The organism is Desulforhopalus glucosivorans, from assembly GCF_054397165.1.
In genome coordinates this window covers 4,982,041-5,004,887 of record NZ_AP044854.1, presented here as the reverse complement: position 1 = coordinate 5,004,887, position 22,847 = coordinate 4,982,041, and the positions used below count along the sequence as shown (strand labels likewise).

The 22,847-nt window shown below is 45.0% G+C and carries 20 protein-coding genes; 5 read left to right on the top strand and 15 right to left on the bottom strand.

What is annotated here, in order from left to right; all coding sequences use genetic code 11:
- Positions 1 to 58 precede the first annotated feature (58 nt).
- Genes ACX6CI_RS21425 through ACX6CI_RS21410 form a run of 4 tightly spaced genes read left to right on the top strand, consistent with a single transcriptional unit; the run spans position 59 to position 5,048 of the window.
- Positions 59 to 1,150, top strand: a complete 1,092-nt coding sequence (locus ACX6CI_RS21425) for a BMP family lipoprotein (protein WP_458775685.1) — start codon at positions 59 to 61, stop codon at positions 1,148 to 1,150.
- Positions 1,128 to 2,156 carry a BMP family lipoprotein gene (locus ACX6CI_RS21420; protein WP_458775684.1) on the top strand — a complete coding sequence of 343 codons (1,029 nt, stop codon included), beginning with the start codon at positions 1,128 to 1,130 and terminating at the stop codon, positions 2,154 to 2,156. Before ACX6CI_RS21425 ends, ACX6CI_RS21420 begins: the two co-directional genes overlap by 23 nt.
- A 38-nt stretch (positions 2,157 to 2,194) precedes the next feature.
- The gene (locus ACX6CI_RS21415) at positions 2,195 to 4,390 is read left to right on the top strand and encodes a response regulator (RefSeq protein ID WP_458775683.1); all 2,196 of its coding nucleotides are present in this window, start codon (positions 2,195 to 2,197) and stop codon (positions 4,388 to 4,390) included.
- A 16-nt stretch (positions 4,391 to 4,406) separates the two neighbouring features.
- Entirely contained in the window at positions 4,407 to 5,048 is a 642-nt protein-coding gene (locus tag ACX6CI_RS21410) for a response regulator (protein WP_458775682.1), read from the top strand.
- 10 nt (positions 5,049 to 5,058) lie between these two features.
- On the opposite strand, the gene ACX6CI_RS21405 is transcribed toward ACX6CI_RS21410, so the two are convergent.
- The 13 genes from ACX6CI_RS21405 to ACX6CI_RS21345 all read right to left on the bottom strand — a co-directional run bounded on the left by ACX6CI_RS21405 (position 5,059) and on the right by ACX6CI_RS21345 (position 19,388).
- Complete coding sequence (locus ACX6CI_RS21405; protein WP_458775681.1) at positions 5,059 to 6,360, bottom strand: hypothetical protein; 1,302 nt, start codon at positions 6,358 to 6,360, stop codon at positions 5,059 to 5,061.
- A 3-nt stretch (positions 6,361 to 6,363) separates the two neighbouring features.
- Entirely contained in the window at positions 6,364 to 7,056 is a 693-nt protein-coding gene (locus ACX6CI_RS21400) for a tetratricopeptide repeat protein (protein WP_458775680.1), read from the bottom strand.
- Positions 7,053 to 7,964, bottom strand: a complete 912-nt coding sequence (locus ACX6CI_RS21395; protein WP_458775679.1) for a VWA domain-containing protein — start codon at positions 7,962 to 7,964, stop codon at positions 7,053 to 7,055. Before ACX6CI_RS21395 ends, ACX6CI_RS21400 begins: the two co-directional genes overlap by 4 nt.
- Positions 7,964 to 8,950, bottom strand: a complete 987-nt coding sequence (locus tag ACX6CI_RS21390) for a VWA domain-containing protein (RefSeq protein WP_458775678.1) — start codon at positions 8,948 to 8,950, stop codon at positions 7,964 to 7,966. The genes ACX6CI_RS21395 and ACX6CI_RS21390 overlap by 1 nt, the downstream gene beginning before the upstream one ends.
- 9 nt (positions 8,951 to 8,959) lie before the next feature.
- Positions 8,960 to 9,391: a DUF4381 domain-containing protein gene (locus ACX6CI_RS21385; RefSeq protein ID WP_458775677.1), complete on the bottom strand. Its 432-nt coding sequence runs from the start codon at positions 9,389 to 9,391 to the stop codon at positions 8,960 to 8,962.
- A gap of 51 nt (positions 9,392 to 9,442) precedes the next feature.
- Positions 9,443 to 10,405 carry a DUF58 domain-containing protein gene (locus ACX6CI_RS21380; protein ID WP_458775676.1) on the bottom strand — a complete coding sequence of 321 codons (963 nt, stop codon included), beginning with the start codon at positions 10,403 to 10,405 and terminating at the stop codon, positions 9,443 to 9,445.
- Positions 10,406 to 10,409: 4 nt separating this feature from the next.
- Positions 10,410 to 11,393 (bottom strand): AAA family ATPase, encoded by a 984-nt coding sequence (locus ACX6CI_RS21375; RefSeq protein ID WP_458775675.1) that lies wholly within the window; start codon positions 11,391 to 11,393, stop codon positions 10,410 to 10,412.
- Between the two features lie 126 nt (positions 11,394 to 11,519).
- A complete protein-coding gene (locus ACX6CI_RS21370) occupies positions 11,520 to 13,217 on the bottom strand; it encodes an alkaline phosphatase family protein (RefSeq protein ID WP_458775674.1) in 1,698 nt (565 codons plus the stop codon).
- Between the two features lie 64 nt (positions 13,218 to 13,281).
- On the bottom strand, positions 13,282 to 14,844 hold the full coding sequence (locus ACX6CI_RS21365; RefSeq protein WP_458775673.1) for an arylsulfatase: 1,563 nt from the start codon (positions 14,842 to 14,844) through the stop codon (positions 13,282 to 13,284).
- A gap of 161 nt (positions 14,845 to 15,005) precedes the next feature.
- Positions 15,006 to 17,312, bottom strand: a complete 2,307-nt coding sequence (locus tag ACX6CI_RS21360; protein WP_458775672.1) for a tetratricopeptide repeat protein — start codon at positions 17,310 to 17,312, stop codon at positions 15,006 to 15,008.
- 1 nt (position 17,313) lies between these two features.
- The gene (locus tag ACX6CI_RS21355) at positions 17,314 to 17,841 is read right to left on the bottom strand and encodes a QcrA and Rieske domain-containing protein (protein WP_458775671.1); all 528 of its coding nucleotides are present in this window, start codon (positions 17,839 to 17,841) and stop codon (positions 17,314 to 17,316) included.
- 21 nt (positions 17,842 to 17,862) lie between these two features.
- Entirely contained in the window at positions 17,863 to 19,143 is a 1,281-nt protein-coding gene (locus ACX6CI_RS21350; RefSeq protein ID WP_458775670.1) for a cytochrome b N-terminal domain-containing protein, read from the bottom strand.
- Between the two features lie 47 nt (positions 19,144 to 19,190).
- Complete coding sequence (locus tag ACX6CI_RS21345) at positions 19,191 to 19,388, bottom strand: hypothetical protein (protein ID WP_458775669.1); 198 nt, start codon at positions 19,386 to 19,388, stop codon at positions 19,191 to 19,193.
- A 221-nt stretch (positions 19,389 to 19,609) separates the two neighbouring features.
- Here ACX6CI_RS21345 and ACX6CI_RS21340 point away from each other — a divergent pair, with 221 nt between their 5' ends.
- Complete coding sequence (locus ACX6CI_RS21340; RefSeq protein ID WP_458775668.1) at positions 19,610 to 20,848, top strand: phosphate/phosphite/phosphonate ABC transporter substrate-binding protein; 1,239 nt, start codon at positions 19,610 to 19,612, stop codon at positions 20,846 to 20,848.
- A 112-nt stretch (positions 20,849 to 20,960) separates the two neighbouring features.
- Here ACX6CI_RS21340 and ACX6CI_RS21335 read toward each other — a convergent pair whose 3' ends face one another.
- Both ACX6CI_RS21335 and ACX6CI_RS21330 read right to left on the bottom strand, forming a co-directional pair.
- Positions 20,961 to 21,962 carry an HAD family hydrolase gene (locus tag ACX6CI_RS21335; protein ID WP_458775667.1) on the bottom strand — a complete coding sequence of 334 codons (1,002 nt, stop codon included), beginning with the start codon at positions 21,960 to 21,962 and terminating at the stop codon, positions 20,961 to 20,963.
- A 194-nt stretch (positions 21,963 to 22,156) separates the two neighbouring features.
- Positions 22,157 to 22,777 carry a glutathione S-transferase family protein gene (locus tag ACX6CI_RS21330; RefSeq protein WP_458775666.1) on the bottom strand — a complete coding sequence of 207 codons (621 nt, stop codon included), beginning with the start codon at positions 22,775 to 22,777 and terminating at the stop codon, positions 22,157 to 22,159.
- Positions 22,778 to 22,847: the final 70 nt, after the last annotated feature.

Here is a 22,847-nt window from a genome sequence, read left to right as displayed (position 1 = left end):
CTACCATTTGCCGTAATTTTTTCTGGAGCTATCCAAACCGCTGTGATAGGCTAAATCTATGAAAACAAGATTATTTAACACATACGGTATCTTCGACCAGACTACATCCCTGCGTTCACCATCACTTACGCAAAGTCCTATGATAGAAAAACAATTCAGCAATCACATAAGGCTGTTGTTTATAACCTTAGCGCTTATTGGATGTCTAGCTTTCAAACCAGGGCCACTGAGGGCGGAGGTGAAGACCATTGGCTTTCTGGTGGGATCAGGTGGTCTTGGTGACCAGTCATATAATGACATGACTCTCACTGGACTTGGCAAGGCACAACAGGAACACAACTTTAAGCTCATCATCGAAGAATCTTTTGGAACAACTGAATCCCAGGAAAAAGCACTTAAGAAATTATTAGACGAGCATGCAGATATCATTGTTGCAAATGGTGCAGGGCTTGATGAACTTATAATTGAGCATGCACCACAATATCCCGATAGATATTTTGTTGTCAACTCCAGCGCCATTGAAGGGTATGCCAATATAGCATCAACCGTCTTTGCCCATGAGGAGGGGTCCTATCTTGCAGGCTTACTAGCGGCATCTTATAGTAAAACTGGTAAAATCGGTTTCATAGGGGGTGTTAATATACCCCAAATCCAAAAATTTTTAACTGGATATACTAAAGGAGCAAAAAAGATATCACCTGAGCTTACTATTATCAGCATGTACATGACAGAAGCGGGTGATTTTTCAGGTTTTGATAAGCCAAATGAAGGTCTGCAAATCGCCAACCAGATGTACAATGATGGGGTTGATATCATCTACGCTGTCGCGGGACTCACAGGAAATGGTGTCATTCAGGCAGCCTTGCGCAAAAACAAAATGGCTATTGGTGTCGATTCAGACCAGGATCATATGGCCAAGGGTCATGTCCTGACAAGTATGATGAAACGACTTGACCGCTCAACCTATGCTGAAATTAATCAAATATTAAGAGGGGACTTTAAACCGGGCGTCAAATTTTACAGTCTTAACAATGGAGGAGTGAGCCTCTCTCCCATGCGCTTTACCCGTCATCTTATATCGGACAAGACATTCGAACTCCTTGAGCAAGCTGAACAGGATATCATCAATGGCAAGATACGTTTTCCATAATTGTATAAAAAAATGTGGGTCTATTTTCTCCATTTTTATGTTCACCATCCTGACTCTGTCCGCTCCGATCTCTGCCTATTCAGATGATAAGATCACTGTGGGCTTCATGGTCGGAGTCTCTGGTCTTGGGGACCAGAGTTACAATGACATGGCCTATGCAGGCCTTTTTAAAGTTAAAAAAGAGCATGACATCCGTCTGATTTTCGAGGACAGCAAAAAAGACGTACAAGCGTTCGAATCTTCCATGCAGCGGCTTATACAAAAGGGGTCAAACATTATTGTCGCCAACGGTTTTTATATGCAGGAGCTGGTTGAAAAATATGCAAAACTCCATCCAAAAATATATTTCATTTTACAGGATGCAACCGTTACAGACTTAGAAAATGTAGTCTCAATTCTTTACTCAGTCAACGAAGGCTCCTTTCTTGCAGGTGCATTTGCAGCACTTATGACCAAGAGTCGTCAAGTGGGGTTTATTGGCGGGGTAGATATTCCAATTATGCATATGTTCAGTGGAGGATTCACACAAGGAGTTCACTATATTAATTCCAGAGTATCAGTAAAAGAACAGTTTATATCTACTGCCCCTGATTTTTCCGGCTTCAAAAATCCCGCTAAAGCACATACGGTGGCAAACGAATTTTATAACAGCGGTATCGACATTATCTTTTCGGCAGCTGGACTTTCAGGAAACGGTGTTATCCAGGCTGCAAAAGAGACAGGAAAATTTGCCATAGGGGTGGACTCAGACCAAGACCACCTGGCAAAAGGCAATGTCCTCACCAGTATGATGAAACGGCTGGATATCGCAACATATACCGAGGTCAAAAAGATCATTGATGGTAACCTTACCCACGGCGTTGTTACCTATGGCCTTGCAGAAAACGGGGTTGGTCTCAGTCCCATGAAATTTACACATCAACTCATTCCTGAATCCGTGATGAGCGAGATTGATCAAATAAAAACGGACATCATCAACGGGAAAATTAAGATTCAAAACCACTAAAAAAGATACTATAAGCAGAAATTGCAAGGATAGATTTTATGGCAATATCACTCAGTCTGAGACCAAAAATCACATTGGGAACACTCCTCATTCTGTTTGCCTGCATGGTACTGGCCGGTTCGTTTTTTCTCCAACGGGAGCAACTGCGTCTGCAAAGCGCACTGGAACGGGAAGGTCAAACCCTGGCCACTCTTGTGGCAAAATTCTGTGCAACACCTATTGAAAAATTCACCTATTATATTGTTCAGGAAGTTGCCAGGAGTATTGAAGATACCCCTGGTGTAGCATTTTGTGAGATATATAATTCCAATGGCGATTCATTGGTACTTGTTGACACAACCATCCACGGTAAAGCCCTGGTCAAGAAGAGTCGCCAAACAGACTCTGAAGTCCTTGTTATTGTAAAAGAAATAACAAAGGATGGCAATTCTTTAGGAAGAGTAGAAATTGGTCTGGAGATCTCCCCCATCAAGACCAAGATCACCAACTACACCTACGGCTTTATGGCCTCAGTACTCATTATCTTAACTGTGGTCGCAGCCTCCCTCTATGTGTTTTTGTCCCGCAATTTCATATCGCCCGTAATCAACCTGTCTGAAGCTGCAAAAAACCTGGCCCGCGGAGATTTTGTTGAGACAGAAGACGCCAACAGAAACGATGAAATCGGTCATTTGGCGCAATCTTTTAATGAAATGAGTAAAAACCTTGAGCAACTCTACCTCGATCTTGAGCGAAAGGTGAATGAGCGTACAGCCGATCTCATTAAAACCAATGATATCCTTGAAAAGGAGATTCTGGTTCGGCAAAAAACAGAAACTGAACTCAAAGAAGCAAAAGATGCGGCAGAACAGGCCAATATGTATAAGAGCAATTTTGTTGCACACATGAGCCATGAGATCAGAACCCCTTTGAACGCCATTATCGGCTATGCACAAATTTTGCTGAGTAAAAATGGCTTTAACCAGCAAGACAGAAAGGCCCTCAAGGCTATCGATAAAAGTGGAAGTCACCTCCTTGGAATTATAAATGATATTCTTGACCTTTCGAAAATCGAAGCCGGAAGAGTCGAACTCAAACCAAACCATTTCGACCTATGTCTACTCTTACGAAACATCACCAGTATGTTTCAGCTACGCTGCACTGAAAAAAGCCTTACCTGGCAGGTGGTTGGCTTGGATATTTCCCAGGTTATTCCAGTATATGGGGACTCCGGCAAACTTCGCCAGATACTGATCAACCTTCTCGGCAATGCGGTTAAGTTTACAGACAGGGGTGGGGTTGTACTGCGCATCATAATAAGCAATCAGAATAACTACCGTTTCTGCGTTGAGGATACAGGAATTGGTATCCCCGACAGTGCTAAAGACCAGATCTTAGACCCTTTTAATCAGATGAGTGGTCGTAATGGCAAAGAAGGTACCGGACTTGGCTTGTCAATTTGCCAAAGTTTTCTGGTTATGCTGGACAGTAACCTTGAGGTGCTTAACAATACACCGCATGGTTCCAGGTTTTGCTTTAATCTAGTACTGCCCCCTGGAAAACTTTTATCCCCACTGGCCACCTCCCAGCCACAAGCGATTACTAAACTTGTCACGGACCATAAGCTCACAACACTAATAGTTGACGATGACAAGCTGAGCAGATCTATGCTGGCCTATCTTCTCAACAAAGCAGACATAGATACAATTGAGGCTGTAAATGGCGTCGATGCGATGAAAGTTCTACAGAAAAAGAGCCCAGATATAATTTTTCTTGACCGATATATGCCGGAGATGGATGGTGTAGAGACAATTAAAACAATACAAAAACAATTTGGCTCTTCCGCCCCGCCAATTGTTATGATTACAGCTGCAGCATTTGAGTCAGAAAATCTCTCGGTAAAAGAAATGGGAATTGCTGGAATTCTGTTCAAGCCCATCGAAATACATCAGGTTCTGAAATGTCTATCCACCACCCTTAACCTGGAAACGGTCACAGAAGAGCCAGTGCCAGAATTATCACAGACGCCGGGTGAAATCGAGCTGAATTCTACAGAGCTCTATATTCCCGAAGAACTCAGGATAAAATTACAACAGGCGGCCGAATTTGGCCGAGTCAGTGAGCTCAAAACACTTCTTCATCTTCTAAAGAACGATGCAAGTGTCAATACTACCCTGGTGGACACCATAGAGGGTTACCTCGAAAAGTACCAACTTGATAACATCCTCGATATTTTAACATCGACCAGTAAATAGAGAATTAGGTAAAGCCATGGACAAAGATGACAAACATGATCTAAAAGATCCCAAGAAAAGTGCAGGAAGCATACTTGTTGTAGACGACAACACGGCCAATATCGACGTCATGCTGACCTTTCTTGAGATGGAGGGCTATGACATCAGCATAGCGACCAGCGGGAAAATGGCACTCCATGTTGCAAGCCATGACCAGCCTGAACTGATACTCCTGGATGTTATGATGCCTAATATGGATGGGTTTGAAACCTGTCGGAAATTAAAAGATGATCCAGCTACAGCGACCATTCCTATCATCTTTGTTACTGCAAAAAAGGAAACAGCAGACATTGTCCAAGGTTTTAAAGCCGGGGGCGTTGATTACATATCCAAGCCCTATCGACAGGAGGAGGTGATCTCAAGGGTAAGGACCCACCTGCAACTGCGCCGCCTTATGGAAAATCAGGAGCGACTCATCGATGAACTCAACCAGGCCCTGAAGGAAGTCAAAACCTTAAAAGGCATACTGCCTATTTGCAGTTATTGTAAAAAGATTAGAGATGAAGAGGGTCATTGGCACCAGATGGAAAAGTACATTGCCACCCGGAGTGACAGTGAATTTTCCCATGGCGTTTGCGAAGAGTGCTACGCTGAAATTGATGAGAAATGGAAAAAATAGATGTGTCAAGTTAACGACGTAGACCTACAGATGGAAGCTCTGCTTCTAATCCCGATTCTTTCAAAATTGCGGCTAGATAGGCCTTACGTCCTGTCTGAAGTTCTCTTTTGAGTACATGACACTCCTCTACAGTCCACTTCTGTTTTTGCGCAAGTTCTAAGAGCAGAGATAGAAGTTTTTCACTCCCTGCTTTTCCTGTAAATTCCTCTAACCTTGCAGGTTGGGTCAGACCTGGCAAACGGTCAAGCCAAGACATTATTGCAGAAAGCATTTTGTCTTTATTACCATTTCTGGCTTCGGCTTTAATACGCGCAAATAGAAATTGTTCTGATTTTTGCCTTTTTTCACGCAGGTTTCTAAAAAAAGCTGATAAACCGCTTCTGAAATAGAACACAATAATACACAGTAAAGCAGCAAGAAGTAACAGATACCACCAGAGCCGGGTCTCCGTTTTAGTATTCGATCCTCCCACGCCCAACCTATGCTCCCCGGCTCCCCCCTTAACTATAAATGCCTTCCCAGGCAGCAAAATTCTCTCTAATTTTTTCTCAGTTACCTTCCAGTATGAGACTTCTATGTCGGGCAGGCTGAACTCGCCCTCCCTCTCAAAGATACAGCTCAATCTATCAGTTCTGATTCCAGTCAACACACCTCTATTAAAGGTATCATCCACCTCAGGCTGGTCTGGATAACAGCTCATTCCCTCAATATTTATGGGAGGAAACGGAGGGAAAACCATTGCGGAAACATCTTCTGCTTTTCGAGTCACCGTTCTTTGTATGGCATCTCCTGCCTTGTATTCTGTACTCTCTGAAGACCAGCTTTGTGTGGCCTCAAGTTTCTCGGTGACCGGCATATAGTCTGATGGGGAAATGCCTTCCACCATTACGACAGAGAGCTGTACCGGTTCTGTGGACAACTTTTCAACTTTCGTTGCTGCATCTGCCCAGCAACTCTTTACTGAAACCTCCACAGGAAACGAGTCGATGGTCAATTCTCCAGCCGCTTGAGCAAACAGCAGTAGTTCATATCGCTGACCTGTATAGCTTATCCCATCAATATTTTCATTCAACCGAGTCCCTTGAGTCTCATATCGGTGCAGGTATGCACCGGGCACCTCAATATGCGGCAGAGTATTAATCGTTGCCCAGCCGCCCTTGGCCAGAACATCAATTATAAGAGTTACCTTTTGCCCTACCCAAGGGGATGCCGGCTCAGCTGCAACTCTCACAACCACACCACTTGTCGCACAGGCAACAGTACTATAGCAAAGAACAACAATTAACAATGCGATGGGGATCAGACGCTTCACAGGCTATTCCTGCCCCGGTTGAGACTCTGACTCTTCAGTTTCTGCATGTACAGTTTCTCTGTCTTTCATCTGATACTGATAGGCAAACTTTGTTCGCAGAAAATCGGCGGATTTAGTCTGTACCTGTCTCAACCATATTGCGCGCTGCTCCGCCTCAGTAGCTTCCGCTCCAGCAACAGTCTCTTCACCTCCGTTTTTGGACGGATTGTTGGAAAAAACATATTCATCTGCACCCAACTTCCCGCCGGTCATTTCACCACCTTTTTTCTCAAGTGACGTTGCCCTGTTTTTTGCGATGGCAAGGTTAGTAACAGCAGGAGGCCAATCCGGTTTAAGGGTTAATGCCCTCTCATACCGTTCAATGGCATCCTCATATTTACCCAGCATCAGAAGACTATTACCATGATTCAAGGCACCTTCGGGACTATCCATACCTGAAAAGGTGTTCGCAGCCTCCTCAAACTTGCCTCCCCGATACAACGCCACACCCTTCCAGGCCAATGAGTGAAACTCCTCTGCTGCCAGCTCAAATTTTTCGCCTTCAAACATCCGATATCCCTTCTGATCTTCCGTCAGAAGATTATAACTATTATCAATAAGGCAAACCACCACAAGTGCAAGGCTCAGGAGTAGCCCCCCAAGGGTCACAATTCGTGCTCCAGATTTTTTAATTACTATTCCACTATTCCCTGTCATTGGACGACCCACCCCTTTCTAAACCACAACAGAAAACAGCCTGCTATAAGGGGCAAAAACCAGTAGCCATCATCGCGCCATCTCTCACCCATCTCGCTATTAGAGATCCGGGTAAGAGAAGTTGCCGCCCTTTGGGCCAGTAGCTCTACATCGCTGGAATCAAGACTCACCTCAACCACACTGGTATCATAGATTTTAGCCACCTGCAGCAGGCCCCGGTCATTTGCAGCTCCAGAAGGATTGTAACCGTGGATCTGTAGTGGAGTCGTTACTTGCAACTTTTCAAGAAGCGGAAGCTGGGATGGGGCCACACTATCAGCCATGAGAAGTATTGACCCGGGCTTTGCCGACTGATCAATCATCTTCTGCCCAAGTGTTATCGCCGCTGCCAATTCATCACCTTCTCTTGGCATAAGGTCCGGTGTGAGATCCTCAATCATCGACGTAATGACCTGACCATCATTTGTGAGAGGCATCACAAGGTGGCTACTGCCGCTATACACAACAAGACCCGTGGCCTTTCCCTTCCTCACATCGAGCAGATCCCGAAGCTTTTGTTTGGCCCGTTCAATTCGAGAAGGTTGCAGATCTTTACTGGACATGGATGTACTCATTTTCAGCAGCACCATCAGCCCCGCTTCATCACCTGCAAACGGGGATGCTTCCTGCCTGTAAGTGGGCCCGGCTAGTGCCACAACACTCAGCAGTAACAGCACAAGTAAAACATTGAGTGGAGTGATTTTCTTTTTCTCTGTCTCGCCAACTAAAAGGTGTTCCAGCAGATGGGGATCAATCAGGGCCTTGTAACGTTTTCCATCCCTGCCATGTTTTTTATACTGCAACCAGATCAGAACAATCGGTATTACTGTTAGCAACCAGTAGGGTCTCAGTAAATGGAAATCAGTCATCACTTGCCCCTCCCACCACGAAAAATAAAACGTAGACGCAAGGTGTACAGTAACAAACTGCTCAGCAGGAAAAGACCAAGAGGGAGATGATACAGGTCTGTTTTCGGGTAGTAAATTTCCTTCTGCACCTCCTGTACTTCAAGCTTGTCAATTTCCTCATAGATCTCTTGTAACCGCAGTTGATCATCGGCATGAAAATAGGTCCCACCAGTACTCTTACCAACTATTTTTAACGTCTCCTCGTCCAGCTTCTCTTCGCCAACGGCTGACGGGTCACCTATTGCAATCACATGGATGGTTATATTATTATCCCTTGCAATGTTGGCCGCCTCAGTGGGAGGAACCCTACTACCAGTATCATTGCCATCGGTGAGAGCCAGCATCAATCGGTCTTCGATCTCACTGTTTTTAAAGAGATTAATCCCAAGGCCAATGGCGTCGCCAAAGGCCGTTTTAGGCCCTGCCATCCGTACCTGAAGCTCAGACAAGAGCGTACGACAAGCATCAAGATCCTGGGTAAAAGGTACTTGAACAAAGGCACTGTTACCAAAGACAATCAGGCCAACACGATCCCCGGTTCTTTCACTCAGAAAATCATTGAGGACCTCTTTAACCGCATCTAACCTATTAACCTGCCTGCTCTCTTTATTTATAAAGTCATTGGTTTCCATGGAGCCTGAGAGATCCACCAGCAAGAGGATATCCCGGGTCGGCAAAACGCGCTCTATGGGAGGCTCAACGAGTTGGGGCCTTGCAAGGGCTACAACAAGTATCACCCAGAGCAGCCAGTACAGGAGCAACCACAATTTATTTTCTCTGTAAACTGTTGCCCCCTCGTGGGGTGTAAGGCCGAGGACTTTACCGATTCTATCGAGCCTGGGCACCCGTACAGCCTGCTCTTTATGGGTTACACCCGGTGCCAACAAGCGTACAACAAGAGGGAGAATGACGAGGAGTAACAGCCAGGGATAGGTCAGTACATACATGTTCTCCTCCTACCCCTTACCATTCACAGTGTGGTTTCGAATCCAGAGACTGGCTGCATCCTTTAGCCCCTTTCCCGCCTCACTTTCCGGGTGAGCCCTGATCTCTTTGATAGTACAACCCGGGCATGTTTCCTCAAGAAATTCAGCCCACTCATCCCCATACAACGCTGCAACCTGTGTGCGTGGAAAAACAGCAAGGGACACCCGTTTAAGCACCACAGAAACATCATAGACAGTAACAGCACTACTCAAAAGAGTGAGGCCAACTCTACGATACTGATTCTTCCTGTAACGTTCTCTATACAGATAGGCCAAGACCACTGCAGTTATCAAAACCGCCACAAGCAACAGATAACTTCCCTGCCCAGGCGGCCAGAATGACACTGGATCCGGTAGTACAATATCGCTGAGATTATTTAAAGATGATTGAGTACTTTCCATTCGTCTCTCTGCACCATCCTTTTCTAGCTAGTACGGTGAGGTATAAAAAATTTATCTCCTGGGAACGACACCCAACAATTGGCGTAATTGATCCCCAACATCGCCCTGGTTGGATACAGGAAGTAACGGAGCTGTCAATTTCCTGAGTACATGTTGAATTTGTTCCTGCTCTTTTACATAATGATCCAGTAAGGCACTCCGTACCGTATCCTTACTAAAATCCACTTCCATCTGACGTCTCCCATCACTTAAGGTAATGGACTGGTGTGCAAGTTCAAGTCGACTGGGGTCGTGTATCAACATGGTTATGATGTCGTTTTTTCTCCCAATCTTCGTTATCAACCGCTGTGCCGTCTCATCAAGGCCAGAGCCATCGGTTATGAGCACCACAAGGACATCATGGGGGGCAAGTCTCATTGCGCTCTCAAGACATTGATTCATCATCTCATCGTTTGGAGCAGTCGTCATATCCTTACTCAGACAATGGTTCAATGTTACGATATTACCTAAGATAGAAAGTACGGCCCGACTGCTCTGCCCCGGCCTTGTCTCAAGAATAGTTTCATCGCTAAAGACCAATGCACCCACACGGTCCCCGGCCGCAATGGCTCTCCAGGCAGCGATCGCAGCTACCTCTGCTGCTGTGACTGATTTAAATTTATCTCTGGTCCCAAAAAACATACTGATGCGCTGATCGACAAGAAGCAGTACCTTTCTATCTTTTTCTTCACTGTACACACGTACATGGGGTGTTCTGGTCCGTGCAGTAACCTTCCAGTCAATGGTTCGAATATCATCGCCACTCAGATAGCGGCGGAGTTCTTCAAAGTTAAGACCACGGCCTCGCAAGTGAGAACCATATCTTCCAGATAAAATAGACGTCACAGGTTGGGTTGGTTTCAAAGAAAAGTCCCGGACCTTAAATTGAAGCCGCACCAGTTCATCAAGGCTTGTATATGGCCCTCTTGGTTTGTTTGAGGTAGCTTTGTTTCGCTTAACTCTTGACCAGTCCATGGATTCAGGCTACTGGAACCAGCTTAACCAACATATGGATAAGCTCATCACAGGTCACTCCATCGGCCTGGGCTTCATAGCTGAGGACCAGGCGATGTCTGAGACAATCATTAATTACAGCCCGTATATCATCTGGAGTCACACTATTTCTACCACTGAACCAGGCATGGGCGCGACTACACTTATCAAGAGCAATTGAACCTCTGGGGCTGACACCAACCTGAATATATTTGGCTAAATCATCACCCAGCTCTTCTGGTCTTCTCGTGCCCGCAACAAGGCTTATTATATAGTCTTCCATTGGTTCAGAGATAGTAACAGCCGCGATCTCTTCTCGAGCTGTAAATATTGCGTCTTGCTGAATTGTTGGGAGCGTTTTTTTTGATTCTGATCCAGATTGAGCTCGTCCAATCTCTTCACCGCGTACCAGCCGTATAACCTCACGCTCTGAGAGATCATCCGTATAAGAAATATAGAGGTGCATGAGAAAACGATCCATCTGTGCCTCGGGCAGCGCATAGGTGCCTTCCTGTTCAATGGGATTTTGAGTCGCCATTACCATAAATAACGGAGGAAGATCATGGGTTGTGTTTGCAACTGTAATCTGCCGCTCCTCCATTGCCTCAAGCAGCGCCGCCTGAACCTTTGCAGGAGCCCTGTTCACCTCATCGGCCAAGACGAGGTTGGCAAAAATCGGCCCTGGCTGAAACTCAAAACGGTTCGCAGAATTTTCTCCCAGATACATCTCTGAGCCGGTAATATCTGCAGGTAGTAGATCCGGAGTGAACTGTATCCTGCTGAACTCTGAATCCAGATTTTTTGCAAGCCCCTTCACTGCCCGTGTTTTAGCAAGACCTGGCAACCCTTCTATAAGCACGTTACCATTACACAAAAGTGCCAGTAAAAGTTTATCAACAATATCCTGCTGACCTATGATATTTTGGGCCATACGCCCGCGCAGGTCCATAATCACTTCATGGGAAGTCATGCTATCTCCTTAGGTTTAGAGCCTTGCTTGTGATAACCTTGGTAACATATGAGAAACGACTGGGAAATTATTAACATCAAAATTTTAGAGATACGATGCAAGTTATTCATACCCTTTGTGAGTATTTTACTGCCCAGTTACTTCAATAAGAACATCACCAACGGCCGCAGATGGTGCTTTAATCCTCATAATGGCCGATAGCGTTCTTGCAATATCAACAGGGTGAACTGCTCTCTCAACAAATTGCGCTTTGATGCCTGCTCCAGCAAACATCATGGGCACAAATGTGTCATAGGTCCACGGAGAGCCATGCATTGCGGCAAGCGGTGTCGATTCATCTGAGACCAAATGACTATAGGGTTCCTGGATAACATAAATATCTCCAGAACGAAGGGGGTGGTAGTTATTCTTCACATGGCTGCTGAACATTGTGTTGATATAATCACTCTGCTGCAGAGCACTGCTCGATATGGCTGCAGCAATACCAGGAATTTTCATAATCTCTTCGGCAATCGCCTGTTCAACTTCCAGCTGATCCAGTCCTTTTTCTGCAATCAGTGAACGATTAAGGTAGATATAGGGATGATAGTAGATCTGGATGAGTTCCTTGCCAATTCCAAACTGTTTTTGCAGACGCTTCTCTACATTATCGGTCTTTACCCGTTCAGGTGAAAGCCTATGCACATCCATACCAAGTTCTGCCATCTGTTCCGGGGCTTCTGGAGTACCATGGTCAGCAGATAACACAACTACTGTATTACTTAGCCCAATTTTCTTTTCAACATAACTGAGGAGTTCTGCCAAAGTCCTATCAACACGCAGTAAGTTATCTTCCATCTCAAGACTTGATGGTCCAAAGACGTGATTCACGTAGTCTGTCGAAGAAAAGCTGACAGAGAGATAATCAGTTACAGAGTCTGCTCCCAACTCTTCATTTGCAATGAGCGTTTTCGCAAAATCGAGAGTCAGTTCATCTCCCACAGGACTTAAGGTCAAAAGAGTGTACAACAACTTAAGGTCATCTCCAAAAGGATGGGGAAAGGTTCGCCCGTAACCTCGTATATCAATTTCATATGGCCGATCATCCCGATCTTTTAACACATAATTATCAAGCTCCTGCATAAGGGCCCACTGCCCACCACTATAACTATCTGCCAGTTTTTTCCCACTCCACTCAGTCACCCAGTTGGGATACTCTTCATAATAGTAGGTTGAGCTTATAAATTCTCCACTCTGCTTACTGAACCAGAACGCCTTACCACCATGACCTGCAAGAGGAACTACGCCTCTATCTTTTACAGAGACAGCAAATACCTTCGCCTTCCCATTGGAACTTAATAACAATTCATCACTAAAGGTGGAGGTCCGTATCGCCCGTGGCGACCTACCATCTGTGCGTGCTGCTCTCTGGGTTGGGTCGATCTCTGTCTTTTTGTCTACAGCGGCCCCTGAACCAATAATTGAGTAATCAGGATCCTCTATATTGTAGTTCAACTCACCAGTCGCCTGATCGAGCCAGATATTTCCAATCATACCGTGGGATGCGGGATGGGCACCTGTCGCCAGAGTCGTATGCCCTACAATTGTCTCGTTATTTGCGTATTGGTAGTGGCTGTTGGTATAGACCACACCTTTATCCATGAAGTATTTGAAACCACCACATGTAAACCTGTCCATATATTTAAATGGCAAATCTCCACGCAGACCATCAATTGTAATCTGCAGAATTAATTTTGGCGGGTTAGAGTCAGCAGCCTGGAGAAAGGTGGAAAACTGAAGGAGAAAACAAAAGAATAGAATTGAAATACAGCAATACCGTTTCATTAGAGTGATCCTTAAACAAAAACTCCCGACAGCTTCTGGCCATCGGGAGTGAATTTCTTACACCTTAGTGACTGCTAGGTTCCAATAACGTTTCCATTACCTGATCAAGGCTGAAAGATGCGGCCTTTTGTCGCGGTGGATAGTCTTTAAATGTTTTCAAGAACTCGCCCACATACGCCTGGGCAGGCACCAACAGATAGGCCCTATCCAGTAACCAGTCGTAGTAGGTATTTGAGGTGATTTCAGATCGCTCATACGGATCACGACGGAGGTTAAAAATCAGAGGTATTCTTAAGGGCACAAAAGGCTCCATCCACGCTCTGAGCCCTGCTTCAGTTTTTTGCTCCATAAAAATAAGCTTCCAGTCATCATAGCGAAGTGCTGTCAGGTCACCATCATCAGAGAAATAGAAGATTTCTTTACGCGGTGCCTTTTCTTCCTGACCAGTCAGATATGGTAAAAAGTTATATCCATCAAGGTGGACCTTAAAGTTCTTATCGCCAAGCTGATATCCTTTCAGCAACTCATCCTTAATATTAGGATCACCTGCCATTGCTGCAAAGGTCGGTAACCAGTCCATATGATGCATAATCTCATTGGAGACACTACCTGCTTCAATTTTACCAGGCCACTTAACCATGGCAGGTACACGCCATCCACCTTCCCAGTTGGTATTCTTCTCACCGCGAAACGGCGTAGAAGCAGCATCGGGCCAGGTATTGTAATGGGGACCATTATCTGTGGAATAAAAGACGATGGTGTTATCGGTAATGCCTAGGTCATCAATTTTCTTCAAAATCTGACCAACATGCATATCGTGCTCTACCATACCATCACTATAGGTATCCTGTCCTGAGATGCCTTTCAGCTCTTCTTTGACATGGGTTCTAAAGTGCATACGGGTTCCATTCCACCAGAGGAAGAATGGCTTTTTAGCAGCAACTTGACGGTCCATAAAGTCGAGAGCCGCAGCAACGGTTTCATCATCAACGGTCTCCATACGTTTTTTAGTAAGGGGGCCGGTATCTTCAATCTTGCCATCTGCAGTGGAGGCAATTACACCACGGGGTCCAAATTTCTTTCTAAACTCAGGATCCTTAGGATAATCAGAATTTTCCGGCTCCTCTTCGGCGTTGAGATGATAGAGATTTCCAAGAAACTCATCAAAACCGTGGGCAGTGGGCAAATGTTCGTCCCGATCACCAAGATGGTTTTTACCAAATTGCCCTGTTGCATAACCCAGTGGCTTTAGAACTTCCGCAATTGTTGCATCCTCTGCCATTAAACCTTCCTTTGCGCCGGGAAGGCCGACCTTACTGAGGCCAGTTCTAAAAACAGACTGACCTGTGATGAATGAAGAACGTCCTGCGGTACAGCTCTGTTCACCGTAGTAATCGGTGAACATCATTCCCTCATCGGCAATACTATCAATGTTTGGAGTTTTATAGCCCATCATCCCTCTGGAGTAGGCTGAAATATTGGTTTGACCGATATCGTCACCCCAGATAACGACAATATTCGGTTTGTCTGCTGCCACAGCCTGACCGCTTGCGAGCATAGCTAGCCCCAAACAGACTACTGTCCCGGCAAACATCCGCTTTACCGACCAATTTGGTACTCGGTGCATAATTCCCTCCCAGGTAACATTTTGTAATACATATGAAATTTCGACAATACTGGAAATACATTAACAACATGTAGCAGTATAAGATCAAAGTATGAGGAAATCAATCTGTTCTGGTTTTTTTAAAAACCTATGGGGAATATTCTCAATATTAAGAGCAGAAATTATTGCTGAAGGAGCCGAATTATTTCCAGTGCCTCGGGATGATCAGGAAAACGAGACAAAACAGTCTCTGCCAGCACCTTCACCTTATCGTGCCTATTATTTCTAAGGTAGAAATTAGTAAGTGTTATAAAGTACTGCCGATTACCTGAATCGATTTCAAGGGCCTGAAGCAAACGTTTTTCCGCCTGGTCCCAATCCTGTAATTTCATATATGCAAGGGCCTGATTATACCTCGCTCTAGAATATTGCGGCATTCCGTCAGCAGCCTTACCAAGACTTATCGCCGCCCCTTTGTAATTACCTAGCTCAGCCTGCAAAAGCCCCAAGGAATAAGAAATTTCATAATGCTCAGGATGTTCAGCCACGACTTCTTCCAACAGTTTTTCAGCTTCCTCGTTCAACCCCTCGCGGTTAAGCTGCATGGCCAGATTAACCTTTGCAGGATAAAAAAGATTATCAATTGCTATGGCTTCACGGAAGTATTTTTTTGCAGTAGCACCATCGCCCTGGGAACTGGCGAGATTCCCTAAATTATAGCGCTGGGGTGCAAAGTCACTGTTGTAGAGCATGGCCGTGCGGTATTCCTCCACTGTTTTTGTCTGCAGCTCTCTATCTACAGGCCGCAACTCTTGTAAAGGAACCTTCGCCAAAACCGAAGCGGCCTCAATTCGTACAGCCTTTACCGAGTCATAGAGTTTTGGGGCAACCAGCTTCACGAGCCTGTCATTTGGCAACTGGGATAGATTGCGAAGTGCAGTATAGCGAATAAGTGCATCACCATCCTGCAGGGCTCGTATAAAGGTGTTGAGCGTCTCAGGGCCGGGGTAGTGTCGCAACAAAGAGAGTGCTGTTGCTCGTACAATTGCTGGTAGCAGCGCATCATCTGCCAGATTCTGTAACTCCACGCTCTTTTCAAGAGTCCCCTGCCGGGCCTTGGAGAAGACCTCTCCATAATGGGGTTTGCGCTTGGTGCCATACCATTTGTTATAACTCTCCACCACCCATTCAATGGTTTTATCCCCATGACAGTCCGTAGCCGAACAGCTGTTTGGAGTTGCAAGTTTCTCGCTCAGATCCGGGCGGGGTATCCTAAGACTATGGTCAGGTCGATAATCGACTCCCATATAATAGCGGCCCGGCATATGGCATTTCACACAGAGATGCCCATCACTTGGTTTTCCCTTGTACATTTCTTTGTGAAAATGATGGGTCTCAGTATCATACTCATCTTTTCGGTGACACTGGAGGCAGAGTTCATTTTTCTCAGCATGGGTTTTTATACTATGGGGATCATGACAATCACTGCACTTCACACCATTTTTATACATTTTTGACTGGGTGAAGGAACCGTACACATACACCTCTTCTAAAATCTGGCCGTCAGGGTAATAAAGCCCTTCATCGAGGAGGCTGGGCACCATTTTGTCGAGCAGTTCCCCCTCACTATGATCATTATCGCCTAGCTGAAACCGCCTGGAATGACAAGGAGCACAGAGGCTTACCATTTTTTTAGCAGGGAGGTCTCTTGTGGTAACAGTAAGACCGGCATTTTTAAGTTCCGGTCTACCCATGGCCGGTTTTTCGGCCCAATCCCTATGTTTAGAAGCAGGACCATGGCATGCTTCGCAGCCCACATTTATTTCCGACCAATTTGTTGAGTAACTATTGCTTTTCTTGTCGTAGTTTTTCTGTAGAGTTGTTGAGTGGCACTCTGCACACATCCCATTCCAGTTTTGCCCACCCTTAGTCCAGTGGAGCCAATCGGAAGGACCATCCACCTCATAGGGAGGGAGGCGGTACCAGACCTTTTTTTTGTCATCCCAGGCAATATTAAGGCATTGGAGTCTACCTCCATTAAAGGGAATCAGGTATTGCTGCAGCGGGTAAACGCCAAAGGTATGGGTGATCTCAAAACGTTCTACAACACCATCCCCGTCCTCAGTCTCGACAAAGTACTTTTCAGCCTTCTGAAAAAACCTGCTTGTAACACCTGAATATTTGTCAAAATAGACAGCATCATTGAAGTCCCCTCTAACTATTTCATCAGTGGCTACAGCCATTGCAAGATCATGGTGGGAGTTCTCCCACTTCTCATAGACTCCTTTATGACAGCTGGCACACGCCTTACTGCCCACAAAATGGTTCTCTTGCTCTTCAACCACTGCAATGTTATGTCCAGAACGCTGTAAATAGAAGAAAGGGCTCAACAGGATTAAAATTGCACCAACACAGGCAAGCCACAACCATGGTTTAAGGCTGGATTCAGATGCTGTTATATTTTTCTTACTACCTTTTCCGTCCGTCATCTTACACTCTTGTCGTTTGAGTTGAGGAAAAGGAATCCCGCCGCAAAGGCTTTGAAATATCTACACGCACAAGCCCGTTTTCAAGAAATACCGGGAAGTAATCAAGGGGACGAAGGGCAGGTGCAGTCAAGACGTTCCCCTGTAAATCAAAGGTAGAACCATGGCATGGACAGATAAATTTATTTTGATCCTCATCCCAGGGTACTGAACAACCAAGGTGAGTACAGGATTTTGACAGGGCAAGAAAACTACCATCCTCAAGACAGGCAAGATGAAACTGACCCTGGGGGACCGCAGTTACCGTTCCAGGAGCAAACTCTGCGACCATTCCGACATCTATTAGCTTTGTACTCGTATCTGTTGTTAAACGACCAGAAGAGCGCAGTACACGACTTGTAAGCCACCCCATTTCGATCACAGCAAGAACACCAACTATTTTCCAGAACCAGCGAATGACCGACCTGCGCCCCATTGTTTCTTCTGCCGAATCTGAGGATTCATTCTCTGTTGGGATTTCTTCTGTATTCATGGGTAATGTATTATTTCAGTTTCAAAAAGGATAGACAAGGGCCATTCCAGCACCTCTAAACCAGATACCTATGGCAGTAAGGGAGACAATGATCGCAATGTTCGCCACAAATACTGCCATCACACCTTCGGGCCTTGTAAAGGCAAAAAAATGAGTCACAACGAAATACAACAATACCTGTAAAAATATGAGTAATCCAAGGGGGAAAAGCCCCCTATATAGCCAAAGATCATCTGCCTGCACAGAACCCTCCCCATGAAGCAGCTGCTCATCAAAGATAACGACCATAAAGGTCATAATACTCATCATCAGAAAAACATTTACAACGAGACGTTTGCCCCTACTGCCGCCAAACCATACCCCGCCAGGTAATGTGGTTCCTTTGATATACGGAATAACTCCAAGAAAAAGAAGCATTAGGGCAGGTATAAGACAGATTGCAACGGTGGGGTGTAAATGGAGGAGCAGCTCCTGCAGCCCCATAAAATACCAGGCAGCTTTTGCAGGATTTGGGCTTTCACCTGGATTTGCTGGTCCAGCCAGTGGCGCATCCACAAGGGATGAAAAGATACAAACCAGCGCAACAATAACAGTCGCTGTTGCAAACTCCCGGCTGATAAGATGGGGAACAACAGCTATCCGTTTACCATTAGCCTCCTGACGAATCAAACCTCCTGCTTTTCGTACAAGCCAGAAATGAAATACTAACAACACAACAATGATAAGAGGAATCAAACCAACATGGAGCCCGAAAAAGATATGCAGGGTGGTAGCACCCACTTCACGACCGCCCCTGAAGAGCAGGGCCAGTTGTTCACCTATTACAGGAACATATGACAACATATTGGTAAATATTGTCACCGCCCAATAGGCCAGTTGATCCCATGGGAGGAGGTAGCCTGTGAAGTTTGTGAAAAGTAGAAGAATAAAAAGACAGATTCCAACAAGCCAGTTCATCCGCCTTTTCCGGTCTATGGCTCCTGTAAAAAAAACCCTGAGCAAATGTAAAAAACTCATAATGACCAGCAGGTTGCCAGACCAAAAATGAACATTGCGGATAAAGCCACCCACCTCCCCGACGTTGTACAACTGTTGGATGGAAGAATATGCGGACTCAGGTTGGGGAGAATAGGAAAGAAGTTGGAGTAAACCACTTATCACCATCACACTAAAAAGGGTTGCGGCCATTCCGCCTAAACCTAAACTGAGGCCAAACCTCAGTGTGGACTCAGGGATTGTGCGCGGGTGCAAGTGGAATAAGAAGGCACTGAATATGTTTGGTCGAACTATTGGCGGTTTCATCTCTTTTAAATGTTCATAGTATACTGGAAATACAAGATCTATACCTACTAACAGAAACAATCATTATGAGCAACAGGAATGGTCTTTTGGGATACCCGCCATAGACGTGAGACTACCAGTGAGGTGTGGTTATTTCCCCCTTTGCAATTATTAATGCCAGCCTGCAAAGGTCTTGTGCCCCAGACAACTGAGAAATCTGATTGCACCACATTTTCCAGCTCATCTGCTCCTTCTTTATTTTTCAATAGTATACTCAATGTGCCTGATACTATGAGTTATGATCGTTCTGACATGTTAGCTTTGGTACAACACAAGTTCCGATTACCTGTGCCATTAGAAAAAAAGTATGATAAAGTAATTGTAATCAAAATGTACTTGTCCATACAATATCACTATTGAATATCAACCGATCGGATATTCTCTTTCTCTCTGATAATACAACGAAAAACGGCAACACTATTTCCCAATGATGCGAATTATTATATTCTTCATAATTATTATGACGTTTTCTCCAGCCTTTGTATGCGCCAGCTCCACTGATCCTGTCACGTTAAAAGTTGGTGTGTTATCTTTTCGCTCCTATGAAAACACCAAAAAGAAGTGGCAAACCACGATTGATCATCTCAGCAAAACCATTCCCGGATATAATTTTCAGTTGCTTCCCATGAACTATACAGAGATAAACCCTGCGGTTCAGGAGAAGACAATTGATTTTATCCTTACCAATACCGGTCATTACATCGAACTTGAGACTAATGAAGGAATCAGGCGGATGGTGACTTTGGTAAAATCCAAAGATGGGATTGCTCTTAAAGAATTTGGCGGAGTCATTTTCACCCGGGCAGATCGTGATGACATCAACAGTTTGACAGATTTAAAAGGTAAGGAGTTTCTTGCAGTCAAAAAGAGTTCTCTTGGCGGCTTCCTCGTAGCCTGGGAACAGTTTTTAATACATGGCATTAATCCCTTCTCTGATCTTGCAAGCCTTACCCAGAATGGGCTTCCCCAGGATAACATCGTTTTCAAGGTTCTCAGGGGAGAGGCTGATGCGGGAACAGTTCGAACCGGTGTTCTTGAAAATATGGAGAGTGAAGGAGAGGTATCACTCTCAGATTTCAAGATACTTAACCAGAAATATACCGGTGGTTTTCCCCTTATTCACTCCACCAAATTATATCCGGAATGGCCATTTTCAAAACTATCCCATGTTGAGGATGAACTTGCAGAAAAGGTGGCGGACGCTCTGCTTACTATCGAGGATGATAGCCCCAGTGCCAAGGCAGGCAGGTATTTGCGTTGGGTGGAACCGCTAGATTACCAATCGGTTCATGACCTGTTTACAACACTCAATACCGGGCCGTATAAAAAGTTTCGATCCTTCACCTTTACTGATGTAATCAAAAAGTACCTGTTCGAAAATGTTATAGCTTTTCTTATTCTACTCGTTGCCATCGCTTTTCTTATTCGAATAGTTCAACTTAACACATCCCTGAAGAAGGCATTATCGGAGGTCCAAACATTGCAGGGGTTTATCCCAATCTGCTCTTCATGCAAAAAAGTTAAAGATGACAAAGGCTATTGGGATCAGGTTGAAATGTATATTACGAAACATTCCGAGGCAAAATTCAGCCATGGGTACTGTCCTGACTGTTATAAGCAGGAGACCAAAAAACTGAGAACAGTCAAAGAGGAGTCAAACAAATGATACATATTCCTGACGTTCTTGTTACATGTCAGGAGAAGACGTCCTGTCTCTATTGAATCTAGCTTCATGGCCAGCGGACCGCACCGGTCATGAAGTAAAAAAAAGTTGTTTACTATTTCTCCCCAGGATAGACAACCTTCCAGTCTTTTTTCATATCAACAACCGTCCAACCTTTAGCTTTTGCTTCATCAAGACCTTTATCAAGACCTCCAATGTGAGAGTCTTTGTCGTAGGCCCATTCACGCTCCCCATCGGTGTGATGAACATATAGAGCAAAACTTGGACCTTCTCCGCCAGTTGTCCATTGGAGCATCTGTAGATCACCGTCAGAATTACCAAAAGCAGCGATGGGACGGCGGCCAATATGTGCGTTAATTCCTATGGGCTTACCTTCTTTATCGTCTATAAAACCCAGTTCAGGCAACCGTACAAGCACCGGCTTACCGTCTCTTATTTCAAATTTTGTTTTGACACTGCTCCCCACAACCTGCTCGGGAGGGATACCGTACACCTCCTCAGTCCAGGGACGCATAAACTCAATCCCTCCACCTGAAACAATGTAGGTTTTAAAATCGTTGGCCCGCAGGTAGTTGAGTAACTCAAGCATCGGTTGGTAAACCATCTCGGTGTATGGTCGATTTGTCGTGGGATGCTTTGCACGAGTAAGCCACTCTTTCACCAGTTGCTCAAACTCGGTGGTGGTCATACCTGTATGGGTTGTCATCACAAGTTCTATAATTGCCTCTTTCCCTCCAGCAAAAGCAGCTTTCACATCCCCTTTTAAAATTGAGGCGAACGGCTCTTTTGTTTGCCATTCAGGATGCTCTGGCGAAAGCGCTTTGACACGGTCTATGGCAAAAAAGAGTTGAAAATACATCGGCTGCTCAGCCCAGAGTGTTCCGTCATTATCAAACACCGCGATACGCTCAGCGGGTGCAACAAATCCAGGCCCGCCTTTTTCAGTAACCTTCGAGACAAATTCCATAACAGACTGCTTAGCTTTACCTTCGTTCCAAGAAGGTAGTACTTCTGCCGCCAGAGCAGTTGCACCCCCAGAAAGTCCCAGGAAAATAGTAAGAATAAAGACAAAGGGTAATGGTCGTCTCATAGTCATTTAGTTTCTCCTTATTTATTGTTAGTACCCCTTCGGATAGAATATTCAGAGTCTTGTTCAGGGATTACATAAAGTGTTCGACCTGAGGTCTGTAGGCGTGCTTCTGGGGGCATGCAGCATGGTCACTGTCATCACTCACATCCCACTCAAGCCAAGAGCTGCCCGAGTGGTGTATAACTACCTTGGTAATTTTACTACTTCCTCTGATACTCAATATTTTCTTTTGCATACCCCGCTTGAAACTCAGGAAGGCTTGAGACTTCTGTAACCATTCTCTCCACATTATCACCAAGGGGAATATCGATACCTTTGAACGCCTTACCCCAACTTACATAAACCGCCGCCAGATAGTCCACTATTGTTGGCTCATCACCGGTAATATATTTCTTTGTCTCTAATTCTTTATCAAGAATTGCCCATAAATCGGTTACACCGGAAACCAGTTGTTTTAATATCACCTGTTTCTCAGCATCATCAAGTTGAACCCGAAACAAAATAGCAAACATTTTTCCATAAGCAGGATGCAGCGTTGCATAGTCAAACATCAGCCACCTGAGAAACTCTGCTTTCGTGGAGAGATCTGTTGGCAGCATTGGAGAATTGTGTTTCTCCAGAAGATACAGAACAATTGCTGCTCCTTCTGTGATAATCTGTCCATCTGGAGTTTTCAGTGCAGGCACCTGATTTGTTGGTACTATCTCCGTATAATTCTCAACATCTTCGCGCTTAACCGCAACATAATCAAGCTGCATCTTTTCCATAAGAACAGTAATGCCGGAGGAACAGGAACCTGGAATCGTATAAACTGTGTACATGACATCTCCATTTGTATGTTATTAATATTGTATACATTCGCAATGCTAACTGGAAAATACAGTAAATTTA

What these genes read in the sequence shown, in the direction of transcription:
- ACX6CI_RS21425 (WP_458775685.1), top strand. Translation starts at nt 59, where the DNA reads ATGAAAACAAGATTATTTAACACATACGGTATCTTCGACCAGACTACA.
- ACX6CI_RS21420 (WP_458775684.1), top strand. Translation starts at nt 1,128, where the DNA reads ATGGCAAGATACGTTTTCCATAATTGTATAAAAAAATGTGGGTCTATT.
- ACX6CI_RS21415 (WP_458775683.1), top strand. Translation starts at nt 2,195, where the DNA reads ATGGCAATATCACTCAGTCTGAGACCAAAAATCACATTGGGAACACTC.
- ACX6CI_RS21410 (WP_458775682.1), top strand. Translation starts at nt 4,407, where the DNA reads ATGGACAAAGATGACAAACATGATCTAAAAGATCCCAAGAAAAGTGCA.
- ACX6CI_RS21400 (WP_458775680.1), bottom strand. Translation starts at nt 7,056, where the DNA reads ATGACAGGGAATAGTGGAATAGTAATTAAAAAATCTGGAGCACGAATT.
- ACX6CI_RS21395 (WP_458775679.1), bottom strand. Translation starts at nt 7,964, where the DNA reads ATGACTGATTTCCATTTACTGAGACCCTACTGGTTGCTAACAGTAATA.
- ACX6CI_RS21390 (WP_458775678.1), bottom strand. Translation starts at nt 8,950, where the DNA reads ATGTATGTACTGACCTATCCCTGGCTGTTACTCCTCGTCATTCTCCCT.
- ACX6CI_RS21385 (WP_458775677.1), bottom strand. Translation starts at nt 9,391, where the DNA reads ATGGAAAGTACTCAATCATCTTTAAATAATCTCAGCGATATTGTACTA.
- ACX6CI_RS21380 (WP_458775676.1), bottom strand. Translation starts at nt 10,405, where the DNA reads ATGGACTGGTCAAGAGTTAAGCGAAACAAAGCTACCTCAAACAAACCA.
- ACX6CI_RS21375 (WP_458775675.1), bottom strand. Translation starts at nt 11,393, where the DNA reads ATGACTTCCCATGAAGTGATTATGGACCTGCGCGGGCGTATGGCCCAA.
- ACX6CI_RS21370 (WP_458775674.1), bottom strand. Translation starts at nt 13,217, where the DNA reads ATGAAACGGTATTGCTGTATTTCAATTCTATTCTTTTGTTTTCTCCTT.
- ACX6CI_RS21365 (WP_458775673.1), bottom strand. Translation starts at nt 14,844, where the DNA reads ATGCACCGAGTACCAAATTGGTCGGTAAAGCGGATGTTTGCCGGGACA.
- ACX6CI_RS21360 (WP_458775672.1), bottom strand. Translation starts at nt 17,312, where the DNA reads ATGACGGACGGAAAAGGTAGTAAGAAAAATATAACAGCATCTGAATCC.
- ACX6CI_RS21355 (WP_458775671.1), bottom strand. Translation starts at nt 17,841, where the DNA reads ATGAATACAGAAGAAATCCCAACAGAGAATGAATCCTCAGATTCGGCA.
- ACX6CI_RS21350 (WP_458775670.1), bottom strand. Translation starts at nt 19,143, where the DNA reads ATGAAACCGCCAATAGTTCGACCAAACATATTCAGTGCCTTCTTATTC.
- ACX6CI_RS21340 (WP_458775668.1), top strand. Translation starts at nt 19,610, where the DNA reads ATGATGCGAATTATTATATTCTTCATAATTATTATGACGTTTTCTCCA.
- ACX6CI_RS21335 (WP_458775667.1), bottom strand. Translation starts at nt 21,962, where the DNA reads ATGACTATGAGACGACCATTACCCTTTGTCTTTATTCTTACTATTTTC.
- ACX6CI_RS21330 (WP_458775666.1), bottom strand. Translation starts at nt 22,777, where the DNA reads ATGTACACAGTTTATACGATTCCAGGTTCCTGTTCCTCCGGCATTACT.